This is a genomic window from Bacteroidales bacterium (genome assembly GCA_029210725.1).
Classification (GTDB): domain Bacteria; phylum Bacteroidota; class Bacteroidia; order Bacteroidales.
Genome location: JARGFM010000003.1, coordinates 151,577 through 168,551, shown reverse-complemented (window position 1 = coordinate 168,551; position 16,975 = coordinate 151,577). Strand labels below are relative to the sequence as shown.

General features: G+C 47.4%; 16 protein-coding genes. 5 read left to right on the top strand and 11 right to left on the bottom strand.

Going from position 1 to position 16,975, the window contains the following annotated elements; genetic code table 11:
- Positions 1-80: 80 nt before the first annotated feature.
- The 4 genes from P1P86_02950 to P1P86_02935 are packed head-to-tail and all read right to left on the bottom strand — an operon-like array spanning position 81 to position 5,078.
- The gene (locus P1P86_02950; protein ID MDF1574134.1) at positions 81-797 is read right to left on the bottom strand and encodes a 2-phosphosulfolactate phosphatase; all 717 of its coding nucleotides are present in this window, start codon (positions 795-797) and stop codon (positions 81-83) included.
- A 10-nt stretch (positions 798-807) separates the two neighbouring features.
- The gene (gene gcvT, locus P1P86_02945) at positions 808-1,902 is read right to left on the bottom strand and encodes a glycine cleavage system aminomethyltransferase GcvT (protein ID MDF1574133.1); all 1,095 of its coding nucleotides are present in this window, start codon (positions 1,900-1,902) and stop codon (positions 808-810) included.
- A 52-nt stretch (positions 1,903-1,954) separates the two neighbouring features.
- Positions 1,955-4,006: an OmpA family protein gene (locus P1P86_02940; GenBank protein ID MDF1574132.1), complete on the bottom strand. Its 2,052-nt coding sequence runs from the start codon at positions 4,004-4,006 to the stop codon at positions 1,955-1,957.
- Between the two features lie 28 nt (positions 4,007-4,034).
- Positions 4,035-5,078, bottom strand: a complete 1,044-nt coding sequence (locus P1P86_02935) for a tetratricopeptide repeat protein (protein MDF1574131.1) — start codon at positions 5,076-5,078, stop codon at positions 4,035-4,037.
- Positions 5,079-5,174: 96 nt separating this feature from the next.
- On the opposite strand from P1P86_02935, the gene P1P86_02930 reads away from it, so the two are divergent.
- The 5 genes from P1P86_02930 to P1P86_02910 all read left to right on the top strand — a co-directional run bounded on the left by P1P86_02930 (position 5,175) and on the right by P1P86_02910 (position 10,093).
- The gene (locus P1P86_02930) at positions 5,175-5,531 is read left to right on the top strand and encodes an Hpt domain-containing protein (protein ID MDF1574130.1); all 357 of its coding nucleotides are present in this window, start codon (positions 5,175-5,177) and stop codon (positions 5,529-5,531) included.
- Positions 5,518-5,859 carry an STAS domain-containing protein gene (locus P1P86_02925; GenBank protein ID MDF1574129.1) on the top strand — a complete coding sequence of 114 codons (342 nt, stop codon included), beginning with the start codon at positions 5,518-5,520 and terminating at the stop codon, positions 5,857-5,859. The genes P1P86_02930 and P1P86_02925 overlap by 14 nt, the downstream gene beginning before the upstream one ends.
- A gap of 38 nt (positions 5,860-5,897) precedes the next feature.
- Positions 5,898-6,371: an OB-fold nucleic acid binding domain-containing protein gene (locus P1P86_02920; protein ID MDF1574128.1), complete on the top strand. Its 474-nt coding sequence runs from the start codon at positions 5,898-5,900 to the stop codon at positions 6,369-6,371.
- 5 nt (positions 6,372-6,376) lie between these two features.
- On the top strand, positions 6,377-6,943 hold the full coding sequence (locus P1P86_02915) for a PepSY-associated TM helix domain-containing protein (protein ID MDF1574127.1): 567 nt from the start codon (positions 6,377-6,379) through the stop codon (positions 6,941-6,943).
- A 63-nt stretch (positions 6,944-7,006) separates the two neighbouring features.
- A complete protein-coding gene (locus tag P1P86_02910; protein ID MDF1574126.1) occupies positions 7,007-10,093 on the top strand; it encodes an ATP-binding cassette domain-containing protein in 3,087 nt (1,028 codons plus the stop codon).
- Positions 10,094-10,165: 72 nt separating this feature from the next.
- Here P1P86_02910 and P1P86_02905 read toward each other — a convergent pair whose 3' ends face one another.
- The 7 genes from P1P86_02905 to P1P86_02875 all read right to left on the bottom strand — a co-directional run bounded on the left by P1P86_02905 (position 10,166) and on the right by P1P86_02875 (position 16,965).
- Positions 10,166-10,546 (bottom strand): DUF1987 domain-containing protein, encoded by a 381-nt coding sequence (locus P1P86_02905; protein MDF1574125.1) that lies wholly within the window; start codon positions 10,544-10,546, stop codon positions 10,166-10,168.
- A gap of 26 nt (positions 10,547-10,572) precedes the next feature.
- Positions 10,573-11,124 (bottom strand): SiaB family protein kinase, encoded by a 552-nt coding sequence (locus P1P86_02900; protein MDF1574124.1) that lies wholly within the window; start codon positions 11,122-11,124, stop codon positions 10,573-10,575.
- A 119-nt stretch (positions 11,125-11,243) separates the two neighbouring features.
- The gene (locus tag P1P86_02895; GenBank protein ID MDF1574123.1) at positions 11,244-12,422 is read right to left on the bottom strand and encodes a THUMP domain-containing protein; all 1,179 of its coding nucleotides are present in this window, start codon (positions 12,420-12,422) and stop codon (positions 11,244-11,246) included.
- Between the two features lie 15 nt (positions 12,423-12,437).
- Positions 12,438-14,033, bottom strand: a complete 1,596-nt coding sequence (locus P1P86_02890) for a S41 family peptidase (GenBank protein ID MDF1574122.1) — start codon at positions 14,031-14,033, stop codon at positions 12,438-12,440.
- Positions 14,034-14,104: 71 nt separating this feature from the next.
- Positions 14,105-15,634 carry a glutamine-hydrolyzing GMP synthase gene (gene guaA / locus P1P86_02885; GenBank protein ID MDF1574121.1) on the bottom strand — a complete coding sequence of 510 codons (1,530 nt, stop codon included), beginning with the start codon at positions 15,632-15,634 and terminating at the stop codon, positions 14,105-14,107.
- A 42-nt stretch (positions 15,635-15,676) separates the two neighbouring features.
- Positions 15,677-16,606, bottom strand: coding sequence for a ribonuclease Z (locus P1P86_02880; protein ID MDF1574120.1), 930 nt, complete (start codon positions 16,604-16,606; stop codon positions 15,677-15,679).
- A gap of 11 nt (positions 16,607-16,617) precedes the next feature.
- Positions 16,618-16,965, bottom strand: coding sequence for an STAS domain-containing protein (locus tag P1P86_02875; GenBank protein MDF1574119.1), 348 nt, complete (start codon positions 16,963-16,965; stop codon positions 16,618-16,620).
- Between the last annotated feature and the right edge of the window lie 10 nt (positions 16,966-16,975).

The following is a 16,975-nucleotide window of genomic DNA, read 5'->3' as shown; positions in this document are numbered from 1 at the left end:
AGTACATGTAATTAAAATTTCCACCAAACATTGTGAATAACTTTCAATCTATAGTTATTTATTCGTTTTTACTTGATATTTCAAAGTGCGATCAGATGATCCCCCTTCAGTGCCGGGATCAGATCTGTCAGATCCTCATCATGGCAGTATCCGATGACATCGTCCAGATTATTCTTCTTTAAGCGGTGACGCTGTGCCACCTTCTCGATATACCCCATCATATCTCCCTGAGCAGCCTCATAGAGGTCCATGGCCCCCAGGGTGGCATCACAAATCGTATAAAACCGCTCGTCCTTCAGCACCAGCCCTGAAAGGGCCCCTGCGAACAGGGTGTCTTCCAGGTTAAACTTGTTTTTCCATCCGGCACAAAGAACCAGGAGATCTCTTCCCGTTCTCCGGATATGAGCGGCAAGGGCCGAAATATTGAGATAGGCTCCGATAAGCACCTGGCTCCCGCTGGAAGCCAGATGGATGGCATTGGTACCGTTGGTGGTGCTGTAGACAATTTGCTTCCCTTTTACACGCCCGGGAGAAAAATTGTAAGGGGAATTTCCAAAATCCGCAAAATCCCGGACAATGCCATCCCGTTCTGCCGCGACCATGAATCCCCTCTCTTTATAGGCCCTGGCCTCCTGGAGGGTTCCCACGGGAATGATCCGTTCCACTCCATTCATAAACGCAGTCACAATGGCCGAACTGGCCCTCAGGATATCCGTTACTACCACCACAGCATCCACATTTTCATAATAGGGAAAGAGTGCAGGTGAATAACAGACCTCTATTTTGCGTTTTTCCATATCCAGCAAACTATACTTCCGGCCTGTAAAAGGGAGGTTTGACCACTCTGGCCGCAAGCTGCTTGTTCCGGACACCTATTCGGATCTCACTATCCTTCTTTGCATGACCAATTTCCACATAAGCCATTCCAATTCCTTTCTTCAGCATCGGGGACATGGTTCCTGAAGTAACCTCTCCGATAGTCCGGCCTTCACTGTCAAATACGGGATAATGCTGCCTGGGGATTCCCCTTTCCAGAAGCTCGAAACCTACCAGTTGCCTGCGGACTCCCTCAGCTTTCTGTTGCTCAAGCTCAGGACGGTGTATAAAATTGTTCCCTTCACTGAATTTGGTAATCCAGCCCAAACCAGCCTCCAGCGGGGAAGTTGTGTCATTGATGTCATTTCCGTAGAGACAGAATCCCATCTCCAGCCTCAGGGTATCCCTGGCTGCCAGACCGGCTGGCTGCACATTCATCTCCTTCCCAGTTTCGAATAGTTGTTCCCAGACCTGAGCAGCATCCTTATCAGGCATATAAAGTTCAAAGCCACCCGCGCCTGTATAACCGGTATGGCTGATAATCACCTCCTGAACCCCGGCCAGTTCACCGGTGACGAAATGGTAATAAGGGACCTTCGACAGGTCCGTCCCGGTCAACTTCTGAAGCAGTTCAGCAGCCCATGGCCCCTGAACTGCCAGTTGTGAAATCTGGTCAGAGGCATTCTCCACCATGGCTCCCCTGGTATTTTGCTCCAGGATCCATTGATAGTCCTTTTCCACGTTGGAAGCATTCACCACCAGGAGGAACTTTTCATCCTCGTACTTATAGACCAGCAGATCATCCACGATACCCCCCCGCTTATTCGGGAAACAGCTGTACTGAATCCTCCCCGGTTCAAGCAGGGCTACATCATTGGAGCTCAGTCTCTGCACCAGTTCGTAAGCTTCCGGACCCTTTATCCAGATTTCTCCCATATGAGACACATCAAAGATCCCCACGTTCTTCCTCACATTGATATGCTCCTGACTTACCCCGGTATATTCCACCGGCATCTGGAAACCGGCAAAGGGAACCATCTTTGCTCCAAGCAACAAATGATACTTATAAAATTGTGTCTGTTTCATAGGGACAAAAGTAATACTTTCCCACAGGAAAGAAATTGTTAAACAACAGGAACTACTTGGAAAGTACCTTGAATTCGACCCGCCTGTTCTGTTCTCTTCCCTGTGGAGTGTTGTTCCCGGCAACCGGCTGTGTATCAGCATATCCCTGAGATACAAGCATCTCCTCCGGGATTCCGTTCCGGACCAGGTAACTGACCACTGCCCCGGCCCGTTCTTTGGATAACTTCTGGTTGATCCTCAGGGAGCCGGTGTTATCCGTGTGTCCCGAAATCTCCAGCTTCAGGGATGGATTATTCTGAAGGAACCGGAGCACCTGGTTCAGTGCATCGTAAGACTCTGGTCTCAGGATGGCCTTACCCGTTTCAAAGTAGATGTTTTCAAGGACCACCTTGACACCCACCTCCACTCTGCTGAGGAAGAAATCCTGGTGCAGTTTTACATCGCCCGTCGCTCTTGAATAATCAAGAATATCCAGAAAATACAGGTAGCCGGAGGCATTTATCTCCACCGCATAAGCTTTGGGCTCGGGCAGGTTTACTGTATAGGAACCCGTTTTATCCGATATCACAAAAGCATTCCTCTCTCCCGTTGCCGGATCGAAAAATGCCATTTTGGCCACGATAGGCTCTACCCCATCGGTGGTATCAGCCACCACCCCGTAGAGGACCAGCGTAGTATCCAGATCCTTCCGTTGGGGCATGGTCAGGAAGCCGGTCCGCTCCGGACCGGGACCTGCCACAAGCCGGTCCTCCGTAAGCATAAGCAACTCCTTTTCAGATCCGAGGAAGACCACCTTACAAATATCACTGGCACCTGAGCCACCCTCCCTGATGGCCGAATAATAGCCATGACTTCCGGTTCGATCCGTTATATAGAAGAGCTCATCGTCCGGAGTATTGATTGGATATCCCAGATTCACAGGATCTGACCAGCCACCGGTTTCCCTTCTCTCTGAGCGGAATATATCAAACCCGCCCATGCTGTTGTGTCCTTCTGAAGCAAAATAGAGGTAGTTGTTATCGGGCGAAATAAATACCCCTTCCTCATCATAAGGTGTATTGATGGCCGGACCGAGGTTCCGGGGTTTTTCCCATTTCCCTTTGCTGTTCATCCTGGAAAATAGTATATCTTTTCCTCCCAGGGTGAGCTGGCTGTTTCTGGAAATATAATAGAATTCCTTCCCATCGGGCGAAATGCATGCCGAGGTTTCGCCATCTTTGCTTGTGAGCCTGCCGGAAAGACCTTTGGGACGTGTCCACTTACCTTTACCGGATTTAAAGGAGGACATCTGGATAGCACCACCCTGGACGGCTCCCCGGTAAAGAAGCAGCGAGTTCCCGTCGGCGGTCACACTCACGACCGCATCATTGTTATCCGAATTAAAGGGCTTATCCAGCCGGACACTCTCCTGGAACACACCATCAACGAGAGAAGACCTGTAGATATCTTCATTGAACTTATTATCTATAGGGTTTCGTTTCGCCTTGCCATAGGGACGTCGTGATGTGAACAGCAGAGCAGTGTCGTTGAAGGCAAACAGGGGATTATAATCATCGTAACTGGAATTTACCTCTTCACCCAGGGGCTGGATGATCACCCGGACAGGATCACGGGTCAGGCTCTTGCCATACATGCACTCATCGAGCCGCTTTATATGTGTTTTGGCATAGGCCTGTTTTTCTTTCGCATCCAGCTGACTGCTGTACAAATTATACTGTTCCATGGCCTTGTCAAATTCCAGGACAAGCTGATAAGCCATTCCAAGCATCCGGTGAATATCTCCACTTACCCGGGGATCGATGGTATAGGCCTTCAGGAGGTAATCGATCGCTTCGTACTTGTTATCGGTAAAGAGATAGCAAACTCCTAGTTTGTAGTTGAGCGCCGCGTTCTCCGAATTGTACTGATGTGCATAGAGATAATGGTCCCGGGCCATCTGGTAGGTCCCCAGTCCCTCTTTGAAATTCCGGTTTCCCTCCTTCACACTTTCCCAGGCCTCCCTGAACCCGGTTTCAATTCCCGTTTTGAATGATTTACGGCTTATTTTCACATCCTCCTGCGACCAGGCATTCCCTGTTGAAGCAATCAGGAAAAACCCTGTCAACAACCATGTATATGTAAAAGATCTCATATTAGTGGCCACATTCATTAATAAATTCCCTGGCTTCCTCAGCCCCGAGCTCAATGGCCCGGTGCCAGTCTTCGCAGGCACCGTTCAGGTCACCTGTCAGTTCCCTGATCAGACCTCTGTTCAGGTAAAGCAGGGCCTCACCGGGAAGCTCCGCAATGGTCTCATCCAGCAGGCGGAGAGCCGGGACAGGCTGGTTCTCCCCTGCCATTAGTGAAGCCTTGTTAAGCTTTGCTGCAGTCATCCGGGGCCCGTTGGTAATGGCTGCATTGAAATCCATCAGGGCGCCTTGCTTATCTTCTGTAAAAAAACGGGCATATCCCCTGTTATTCAGAGCAATAGCAAGCCCGGGATCCAGTTCAAGTGCGGTGGTATAATCCTCAATCGCCCCCTGGTAATCGCCCATCAGTATCTTCACGGACCCCATATTGTTATATGCCAGTGCAAAATCATTCTTATGGGCAATTGCCTGCTGATAGTCGAAATGTGATCCCTGGTAATCTCCCGCCCTTCTCCGGATCCCGGCACGCTCATGATAGGCCAGGGCAAAGTCTCTCTTCAATTCAATGGCCCGGTCCAGGTCTGCCCTGGCCAACTCATCAGATCCGTCTCTGATTTCGGTTAAGGCCCTGAAATAATAGGCCCACGGCACCTGGTATCCCTTACTGAGGGCCATGTCAAAAAACCTTCGGTCTTCGCCTGTTGTATCCGTGCCAAACAGGAGGTACCCCTGATAAAAGTAGGCTTCCCCCAGGTTGGGATCGTAATGAAGGGCGGTTTCAAGAGCCGTCCGGGCATCCTTCAGGACCCCCCATTCAATTAAAAGCTGAGCCCTTAACAGCCATGCCGGTGCATAAGTACTATCCAGGCTGAGACAGATCGAAACGCTGGCCGCAGCCTGATCGTAATCCCCTTGTTGCACATAGGAAATACTCTCATTCAGAGATTTATCTCTCAGTCTCTTATCTGCGAAAGATGGCTGACCGTACACCTGCTGGCAGGCAAATAAAGCGGCCACAATAAACAACAAATTTCTTTTCATATTCATTCCCTCCGGACAAAATATTCAGAAAGGTTTTATTTCTAAAAATAAATTAAATATTTTTAGTGATCCAAAGTAGTTTTCAACCTATACAGGGCTATCATGATAACAGACTTGAATTATCTAAAAACCATGTCAGGCGGCGATTCGAAGTTTATCAGGGAAATGATAGACCTTTTCAGGGAGCAGATTGATGAGTATAAGAGCATTATGCCTGATCTACTTTCTAATAAAGATTACAATGGCCTCTCAAAGGTTGCACATAAAGCAAAATCTTCCGTGGCTGTAATGGGTATGACGGAGGTGGCAGAACTTTTAAAAGAACTGGAGCTAATTGCCCATGACGAAATAGAAATGGAGCGTTATGAGGGTTTAATTACCCATTTTCTGGAACAGAGTGATCTGGCGATTTCTGAGCTGGATGCCATGTATGAAGGGGAAGCTGATGCTGGAAACTAAAAAAACAGAGGATGTTCTGGTAGTGAGCCTGAAAGATTCACAGCGTTTAAATGCCATGATCGCCGAGCCTGTGAAAGAGCATTTACTGCAATTCTTTAATAAACCAAAAGCAAAAGTGATATTTGATCTTCATAACATCACTTTTATAGATAGCACAGGATTTGGGGTTTTTCTTTCAGCCATGAAAGCCGCAAACAACAATTACGGTCAGTTTAAAATCTGCCATGTAAAAAGCGAAGTGATGGAACTGTTCAAATTATTGCAATTACATCATGTCTTTGAAATTTATGATGAACTGGATCCCTGCCTGAAGAGCTTCAATCAATAATATTTCTTATTTTAGCCGTCCAAACTAAAATTTTTCATATGCAACGACCCGTTTTATTGATAGTTATTGCTCTGCTCGCATGTTCATGCAATCAGAGTGCTAAAAAAGAGGCAAGTACTCCTGAAACTGTTCAAGCAGAGAAAATAATCTCTGCTACCCTGACAGAATTACTGGCTGCTCCGGCTGACTATCAGGATAAAGAGGTAGCCGTATCAGGTATGGTTACTCATGTTTGCAGGCATGGTGGTCAGAAGTGTTTCATCGTGGCTGAAGACGGAGAGACCCAGATTAGAATTGTTCCGGGGGGCGGGATTGACGAATTTAAAATAGAGATGGAGGGTTCAACGGTCGCTTTTAAAGGGACCTTCAGGATACTGAATGCCGAATTGGCAGCAGAGCACGTGGAGGACCATGAATCCAAGGAACATCATGCCGAGGAGCAGTCTCACAGCAGCGCAGAAAAAGCAGAGTATTATATAGAGGCCGTGGAATTCAAAGAAGTCGCGCTGTAACAGGCATGGGCTGGCGAAAATGGAACCGGTGGATCCACCGGGAACTGGGATTCCTGTTTTTTGGAATGACCATTATATATGGTATTTCCGGTATCGCTTTAAATCATCATGCGGCCAGGCACTGGGACCCGGGCCTGATTACCCTGGCCAGAACCATCCAGTATCCGGGTATCCTCCAAAAATCCGAAGTGGACCGGAATACCATCGAAGAGATTCTGGAGATGACCGGGGAGAAGGAGAATTACAAGCAGTTCTATTTCCCGGACCAGGATCATCTGATGATCTATCTGACAGGAGGGCATATCACTATGGATCTGCCGTCGGGCGAAATAAAGCTTACAAAAATCCGCAACCGTCCCGTTTTCAGTGAGCTCAATTACCTGCACTATAACAAGCCAAAGAAACTCTGGACCTGGTTTTCCGATCTTTATGCGTTTGGTCTGATCCTGATCTCCATATCGGGACTGTTGCTATTAAAGGGAAGAAAAGGCATCACCGGGCGCGGAGGAATTCTCACCATGGTGGGGATCCTGATTCCGCTGGCCTTCCTTATTATTTATCTCTGGTTATAATTTAGGCAACTTCTGCTTTCGATATTTCGTATATTCGAAAGGACTGCTTAATATACCTGCACCATGAGTGAAGAGATCCTGAAAGCTTTAATGCAACTGTTTGCCATTGTTTCAAGGCCCGGGAGTGAAGCCTCAGAACGAAAGCAAATGGTGGAGTCTTTCCTGGTCAGGCAGCTCAACCAGGAGCTGGTTGCGGTGTATCTGGACATTTTTAGCGTCTACTTCAGACAGGTGATGGAGGAGGACGCCAAGGTAACCAAAAAAGAGAGGCTGCTTTCCAGGCGATCGGTCCGGGTACTGAAGATCTGTACCGTGATCAATGAGGCGCTGGCCCAGCCACAGAAGATCGTGGTATTGTTCCAGCTGCTGGAATTTATCAAATCGGACAAGCTGCGGGCCTCGAGCCAGGAAATGGAGTTTATTTCCACCGTCTCGGATACCTTCAACATTCCCGATGAAGATTTTGAGCTGATCCGGAATTTTGTACTATCAGACGGAAACCTGGATGACAAAACAGAGTACCTGGTGGTGGATGGCAGGCAGGAGCATGGAGCAGGAAAACAGATCAAACATATCTGCCGGGAAAATCTCATCGGCCAGATATATCTTATCCATATCAACTCTTCGAATCTCTATTTTGTAAAATATGCAGGTCAGGCAGAGTTGTATATGAACGGACAGCTGCTGGAACCCTACAAGACCTATCCGCTCAATGCAGGATCGTCCCTCAGGAATCAGCAAATAGCACCGGTTTACTACAGCGATATTGTATCTCCTTTTGTCGGAGATATGGTGAAATCCAGAATAAATTTTGAAGCCAGGAACATCACCTACAGGTTTAAGTCGGGAGATGTGGGCCTTCACAATTTAAGTTTTGGCGAGCAGTCGGGACGCCTGGTAGGAATCATGGGGGCCAGTGGCGCGGGTAAATCCACCCTGCTGCAGGTGCTCAACGGAACCTCCATACCCTCTGAAGGAGAGGTGCTGATCAATGGCATAAACATCCATAGCGGAGATCCAGGTATAGAAGGGATCATTGGCTTTGTTTCGCAGGATGACCTCCTTATTGAAGAGCTTTCTGTCTATCAGAATCTCTATTACAATGCCAAACTCTGTTTCGACAATTACACAGAAGAGCAACTGGTGGAGACCGTTCACCGGGTTTTAGTGAATCTGGGTCTCTTCGAAATAAAGGATTTCCAGGTAGGATCCCCTTTGAATAAAAAGATCAGTGGCGGACAGCGCAAAAGACTCAATATTGCACTGGAACTGATCCGGGAACCGGCGGTACTATTTCTGGACGAGCCTACTTCCGGGCTATCGAGCCGTGATAGCGAGAACATTCTGGACTTGCTCAAAGAACTTACCTTTAAAGGCAAGCTGGTGTTTGTGGTGATTCATCAGCCCTCCTCAGACATCTTTAAAATGTTTGACCGTCTGTTGATACTGGATACTGGCGGATACCTGATTTACAACGGAAATCCCGTTGATTCTATCATGTATTTTAAATCCAGGGTTCAGGCTGCCGACTGGAACGAAAGCGAATGCCCTACCTGCGGAAACGTTAATCCTGAACAGGTCTTCAACATTGTGGAAACCAGTGTGCTGGATGAATTCGGGAATCTGACCCATACCCGGAAAATATCTCCGAAAGAATGGAGCAAACATTTCAGGGAGAAATACAAAGAAGTAAAACTTAAGCAAGCCACCAAAAAAGACCTTCCGGATATCTCTTTCCGTATACCCGGTAAATTGAAACAGTTTAGTGTCTTTTTCAAACGGGATGTTATGAAAAAGCTGAGCGATACCCAGTACCTGGTGATCAATTTCCTGGAAGCACCCTTGCTGGCCTTTCTGCTTGCCTTTATCGTACGCTATTTCGATTCCGGTGTATCCGGCGATCCCCGATACAGATTACTGGATAACGATAACCTGCCCGTCTACATTTTTATGTCGGTGATCGTGGCCATTTTTATGGGACTTACCGTTAGTGCGGAGGAGATAATCAAAGACCGGAAGATCCTGAAGAGGGAGGCCTTTCTGAACCTGAGCAGGTCCAGCTATCTGCTTTCCAAAGTGATGGTCCAATTTCTCTTATCGGCCATACAGGCTTTTACCTTTGTAATGATCGGGAATACCGTGTTAGGAATACAGGGCATGTATTTTGAATACTGGCTGGTACTTTTCTCCTCCTGGTCCATGGCCAATATGATGGGGCTTCTGATCTCCGACAGCTTTAAAACGGTGGTGACGATCTATATCCTCATCCCCTTCCTGGTTATTCCCCAGATCATTCTCAGCGGAATTATTGTTAAGTATGAAAACCTCAACCCGCAGATCTCCTCACCCAAAAGGATCCCGTTTTACGGGGAGATCATTGCTGCCCGTTGGGCCTATGAGGGACTTGCCACCTACCAGTTTATGAATAACGAATACCAGAAAAGATTCTACGCCTGGGATAAACTGAAAAGCACGGCGGGTCTTAAATATAATTTCCACCTGAAGGAATTATTGAATAAACTGAAATACATTGAAAGGAACCTTAATGATCCGGCGGCAGCAGAAAAAATCGCATACAATCTGAAATCGCTCCGAATAGAAATTCATGATGAACTGAAGGAACGCCTGATCATGCATGAATACTATGAGGACACCCCTGCATTTACCATGAAATATGTGGAACAGCTTAGCCCTGAAACCATCAACGAAGAAATCCTGGCCTATACCAGGGAATATCTGGAGGCTTTGAATAGTTTTTACAAAAAAATATACAAAGCTGCCGGTAACAAGCTCGAGGAAATTACCAGATCCTTCAACCCGGATGAGTTACAAAAGCTTCAGCAGAAACATGCCAACAGGAATTTGGAAGAATTTGTAACCAATAAGAAGACCTTTGACTATTTTATTGAACATAAAGGTGATATGATCCAGGTAAGAGATCCGATATACCGGGATCCGACCCACAGGTTTATCAAAGCCCATTTCTATTCGCCCCGCAAAATGATAGCAGGGACCTTCATACCCACCCTGTGGGTTAATGTAATGGTGATCTGGTTCATGACCCTGTTCCTGTATATGATGCTCTATTACAGGGTGCTCAAAAAGTTTCTGGATTATATGGAACGAATTAACCAAAAAAACAGCTATTAGGGATCCCCCCCAAAAAAAAAGGCTGCCCCCGGGGGAAAGCCTCCTTTTTTCTCAGTTATTGACGGGAGCCCGCTACTCGACGATCTCAATCATCTTGAAGGGAACTCTGATGATGGATTCATAGTCCTCGCCAGCCTCAAGCATATCTTCATCATCCTCCTCGTAATACCAGTTAATGATCACTTCACTTTTGCCTTTGTGAATGGACTCAAGCTTCTTAAAAACATCTAAAATGCACTTTGATGAACTGGTGTTAAAATATTCAAGCTGAACATTAACCTGGGTCAGATCCAGAGGTGATGTACTGTACTTCTCCAACCAGTCAACAAGCGGCTTATAAAACTCAATGGAGTTCTCAGGTATAGATCTTCCTTTAATTTCGATTACACCCTCCTGTCCGTCAAACTTTACACTGGGTGTTTTTGCAGTTCCTTGTATCGAAAGCGCTTCCATATTTAATCATTTAACAGTTATAATACCTATAAATCGATAAAGACATCCAGATTAAAAAAATAATAGGTATCGTCGTATTTCTCAAATGTATATTCCAACAGGTTCGCGGTTTTGCGGGCAATGTCTACCAGCCCAAGGCCGCCGCCGCCCTTTTCTGAAAGTCTCTGATGATTCAGAATAAACTTGTACATATCCTTAAGTTCCTCCCTGCTCATGGAATTGATCTTGTCAATCTTATTCCTTAACACATCCACCTTATCCTGGGAAATAAAGTTTCCGGTTGATATTTTGTACTTATCATCCTGACGGCTGACCACAAGAATCCCGAATTTGTCATCAAATTCTTTCTGCATCTTATCGGGTAAAACTTCAATATGATGATAGAGATTCTGGAGACTTTCGACCAGTACGTTATAAACCTTCTTCCGGATCTTTGAAGTTTCACTGAACTCATCCATCCTGGACTCGACGACTTCAAGTACATTGCTTATAAGCTCACTGGTGATACTCCCTTTGAAAGCCATTAGTACATCGCCACCATTCAGTCTGGAGTAATACTCGTTGATATCAAAGCTCATTTAGGCTTCTTTTTATGGACTTGGTATTTACTGATCTGGTCAGCAAATATAAAAAAAAGTTTCGTTAACTAATATAGATAAAAAAACCCTCTTATGGCAACGAAATTTTATCAAATCCGCTATTTTTTTTGATTCCCTGCAGATTGTGCTTTATGATCCTTCCAGTTGCCCGGGAAGGTAAGATAATTCACATAAGAACACTCCAGTGAACCATTGAAAAGAACTCTTTTACCAGCTGGTTTCAGGCCTACCCTGCCCAGTGCTTTTTTGCTTGAGGACAGAATCCATGCATCGGACCCCGGATATTTATGTTTTAAGGTGCTCCCGATCATAGAATATAAGGACTCTATATCATCCGGCTTCAATCGCTCACCGTATGGAGGATTCATGATCAGGGTAGCTCCCTCCATTCCATCCCTTTGGGAAAAGTCGCCCTGTTCCACATTTATTATGTGCTGCAAATCCATCTGTTTTACCTGGCGCCGGGTCAGTTCGACGGCCTCAGGGTCCGCGTCCCTGGCTAAGATCGGTACTGTCACCTCCCTTTCATCAGACAGATTGCGGACCACATGTTCCATCAAGTCCCTGTCAAAATCTTTCCAGTTCTCAAATCCATAATGCTTCCTGAAGATTCCCGGAGGTATATTGGCAGCTATCAATGCCGCCTCTATGGCCAGCGTACCGGAACCACACATGGGGTCCAGAAAAGGTGTTAGACCTTTCCATCCGGAGATCATTACCATGCCCGCAGCCAACACCTCATTGAGAGGTGCCTCAAAATACCCGTGACCAGTGCGATATCCGCGCCTGTGGAGCGATCCCCCGGAACTATCCAGGGAGATAGTAACCCAATTGCCGGAAATATGAACATTAATAAGCAGATCCGGTTGCTCCTTGTTCACCGAGGGTCTGAGGCTGGTAGCCTCCCTGAAGCGATCCACGATGGCATCCTTTACCTTCTGGGAAACATACTGGCTGTTGTTGAAGTGGGGAGAATGAACAACGGAGTCGATAAAGAAAGTCATCCGGTTGTCCAGGTAGCGTGACCAGTCGAAGCGCCTGACCATTCTGTAGAGCGAATCCGGATCGCTTGCCTCAAAGTGCAGGATCGGGAGTAAGACCCGCAATGCCAGCCTGGAGGCCAGATTCGCCCGGTACAGGAGTGCCCTCCCTCCAAAAAAGGTAACTCCCCTGTTTCCAATCACTGTCCGGCTCGCTCCCAGGGAACTTAACTCTTCAGCCAGTAAAGGCTCCAGGCCTTTCAGGGTTTTCGCATGAAATTTCTCGTCACCGGTCATCGGCTCTCTTTAAGCTTAGTCTGCTCTGGCCAGCTTTTGCTGCAGCAGGGAGGGATTTTCCAATATTTCAACGGCCTTTCTAAACACATCATCGGCAGGATTAAATACTTCATAAAAGTATTCCATTCCCCACAGATCCCTGGCCATGTAACTTTTGAACAGTAGGGAGATCTGAGCGGATGAAACGCTCCATTCCTCTTCATTGAATTCCAGTCCCTCCCCGGTGGCAAATGAAATCAGCTCATCGAGGGCCGGTTTCGGTGTGGTATATCCGGCGTTAAATGAGTTGAAATCCATGAATTTGCTTTTCAATTCCTTTCTGTTTTCATCCACATACTGAAGAGCGAAGCGGTTAAAAATCCCCCTTCCTATCAAATGACGGTAGTAGGTGGAATAGTTGGAAGTGTCCACAGGTACAAAGTAGTCGGGCATGATTCCCCCTCCGCCATATACGGTTCTGTTCAGTAAAAGGGTTTTGTATTTCTGCGATTCAGGGAACTCAATGCTATCGGCACTGGAAAGCTCTCCCTGGTTATAGCGATTGATCAGATCCTGGGCATACTCCTCATACCCGTTTTCGTAAGGCTTTTGTATCAACCTGCCCGTCGGGGTGTAATACCTGGCCACGGTGAGCCGGATCAATGAACCGTCGTTTAACATAAATGGCTGCTGGACCAGGCCTTTCCCAAAGGAGCGCCTGCCCACGATCACGCCCCGGTCCCAATCCTGCACGGCCCCGCTGACAATTTCACTGGCGGAGGCTGAATTGCCATCGATCATCACCACCAGATTTCCTTTTTCAAAGAGCCCCGGACTCCTTGCCCGGTAATTGCGGTCGGGTACCTTGGAGCCTTCTGTCCGCACGATTTCCTTGTTCCCCGAGAGAAAATGATCGGATAGTTCCACAGCAACGGGAAGCCAGCCGCCTCCATTCCCCGACAGGTCCAGGATCAGATCCTCCATCCCCTGTTCCTTTAACGTTTTCATGGCCCTTTCAAATTCATCAATGGTCGTATGGGAGAACCGGGCCAGCTTCACATATCCAATCCGGCTGTTCACCATATATGCAGCATCCAGGCTGTTTACCGGGATCTTATCTCTGGTAATGGAGAAATCCAGAAGCTCATTTACTTGCCGCCGTCTTACAGTAAGCTCCACGGTACTCCCCTTTTCACCTTTCAGCAGCCCCTGTACCTCCCGGGTTGTTATCCCGGTACCTGCCACATTTTCACCCTCTACCCTTAAAATCCTGTCCCCGGCCATGATCCCCACACGTTCGGAGGGACCTCCGGAAATTGCCCTGATAATATATATGGTATCGTCCAGCACATTAAAACTCACTCCAATCCCCTCAAATTCACCTTCCAGCTGTTCATTCAGCTCCTCCATATCCTCCTTGCTCAGGTATGAAGAATGCGGGTCCAGTTCGTGAAGCATTTGTACAATGGTACGTTCCGCCACATCACTTTCATCAATGGAGTCCACATAAAAATGGCTGACCTTCTCCATCACCTGGGCCAGCTTGATGGCTTCCACATTCCACTGAGCCCGTATCATCTGCGGTGCAAATGCCAGCAAAGCAAGCACCATGATCCTGTATATGCGATTCATGTTTTTCTCCTTTTGTTCCCTGTTTAAACCCTTAACTCCTTAGAAAGTTGGGTAGATCAGTTGCGGAACCCTTATTCCCATTCAATAGTTGCAGGTGGCTTTGAACTGATATCGTAAACCACCCTGTTGATTCCGCGTACTTTGTTAATAATATCATTGGATACCTGGCTGAGCACTTCACAGGGCAGATGTCCCCAATCGGCGGTCATTCCGTCGGTAGAGGTGACCGCCCTTAAAGCCACCACATATTCATAGGTACGCTCATCACCCATCACACCAACCGACTGGACCGGTAGTAAAATGGCCCCTGCCTGCCATATGCGGTCATACAGTCCATACCTGTGCAGTGCTTTAATATAGATATCATCGGCCTCCTGCACCAGGCGGATTTTTTCCCGGTTTATCTCTCCCAGAATGCGGATGCCCAGACCGGGTCCAGGAAAGGGGTGCCTCTTCAGAAAAGAGGATGGTATTCCCAGCGCCTTCCCGACCCTTCTGACCTCATCCTTGAAAAGTAACCTGAGAGGTTCAACCACTTTCAGGTGCATCCTCTCGGGTAAACCACCCACGTTGTGATGCGACTTGATGGTCACCGAAGGCCCGTTCACGGAAACCGATTCAATAACATCCGGATAGATGGTGCCCTGTGCAAGCCACTTTACCTCCTCCAGTTTCTTTGCTTCCTGATCGAATACCTCGATGAAATTCCTGCCAATGCTTTTTCTCTTTGCTTCCGGATCGCTTATTCCCTCCAGGTCATCAATGAACTTATCCCTGGCATTCACCCCGATCACATTCAATCCCAACTCCTTATATGACTCCAGCACCTCAGAAAACTCATTTTTCCTGAGCAGGCCGTTATCCACAAAAATACAGGTCAGCCTGGACCCGATGGCCCGGTGCAGCAATATGGACGCCACCGTGGAATCGACTCCACCTGAAAGTCCCAGCACCACCCTGTCATTCTCCAGTTTCTTCTTCAGTTCATCTACCGTACTCTCCACAAAAATCTCAGGAGTCCAGTCCATGGCACACCTGCAAATATCTTTTAGGAAATTATGGAGTATGGTCTTCCCTTCCGTGGTGTGATATACCTCCGGATGAAACTGTAATCCAAAAGTGGGCTCATTTACAGAGGCATAGGCGCCTACCTTCACCTCTCCCGTACTGGCTATTATCTCATAATCGACGGGAAGCGTATTGATGGTATCCCCGTGGGACATCCAGACCTGGGTATTGTGTTTCAGATTCTTCATCAGGGGGTGGGCTTCTCTGATATAGCTTAATCGCGCCCTGCCATATTCCCTGGAATCGGACTGCTTCACTTCACCCCCGTAATGATGAGAAAGGTACTGCGCCCCGTAACAAATGCCCAGCAAAGGATACTTTCCCTTAATGGCTTTCAGATCGGGAATGGGAGCATGTTCATCCCGCACAGAGAAAGGACTTCCGGAAAGAATCACCCCCTTCACAGATTCGTCAGGCTCCGGATACCTGCTGAAAGGATGTATCTCGCAATATACATTATGCTCCCTTACCTTCCTGGCTATTAGTTGCGTATACTGTGATCCGAAATCAAGGATCAGAATTTTTTCATTCACCTGTTCACTGGTTTTAATGGCACAATAGCTGCAAAATTACTATTATTCTCCGGATAGCCGCTCCGCAGGAACGGAATAGATATCCCCATCCTTCACGGCATGGGAATCCACAAATACCTCCCTGGCCTCATTCTCCAGCAGGGCAGGATCCTTGTATCTGCTGGAGAAATGGCCGATAAGCAATTTCCGGACACCGGCCAACCCGGCCACGGTTGCAGCCTCCCTGGCCGTGGAGTGCCGGGTCTGGGCAGCAAGCTTTTTATCTTTCTCCGAAAAGGTGGCTTCATGAAACAGCAGATCGACCCCCTTAACCTGCTCTGCCAGTTCCGGACAAAACGATGTATCTGAAAGATAGGCATAGGATCGTTGCCGAAAGGGGGGCAGCGTCAGTTGATGCACGGGGATCACCTCCCCCGAACTGCTTACAAAATCCTCCCCCCGCTTTATTCGATGCACATCGGCAATCCCGAGGCCATATGCTTCGATCTGCTCTTTTTTTACATTCAGGAGCCTGGGCTTCTCCCTGAACAGGTAACCGTAAGCCGGGGTCCTGTGTTTCAGGGATATGGCCCTGATGCTTAGTTGATCACTTTCAAAAATGAAGCCGGTTTCCTCCTGAGGGCTCTGGATTTTCACTTCATAAGGTAATGATCCGAAAAAACTGAAATAGGATTGCATATACTCTTCCAGAATCTGGGGACCGTAAAGGAAAAGGGGGAGCTTGCGCCCCATCATCCCAAGGGATGAAAGAAGACCGAAGAGACCGAACACATGATCTCCATGCAGATGGGAGATGAATATATGGTGGATCTTCGACGGATTAATTCCGAATTGCCGGAGCCGGATCTGGGTTCCCTCTCCGCAATCAATTAAAAAAAAACGCCCACCTGCATGAAGTAGATGAGCGCTTGGAAATCGTTTGGATGTAGGCAGTGCGGCACTGCTACCCAGTATTGTCAGCTCAAATGACACCCGGAAATCTTTTATTCAGCCTCCTTAATCAGAGAGACTGCTTCTTCCAGGGAATTTGAAATGTTCAGTACCGTGTCAAGCTGGGAAATGGTAATCAGTCTTTCAACTGCATCATTCAAACCGGTCAATACAAAGGTGCCATTGGCATTTTTGCACAGCCGGTTGGCAACCAGAATCGCACTTAGTCCTGAAGAATCACAATACCTGCAATTGCCCAGGTCAAGAACAATATTCTTCTCACCATTTCCTGATACAAGTACCAGTTCTGACTTCAAAGTCGGGGCAATATGAGTATCCAGCTTCTCCTCCAAAACTTTTATCAAAGTGTGGTTTTCAAATTTGTCAATCTTGAATTCCATAGCTGAATAA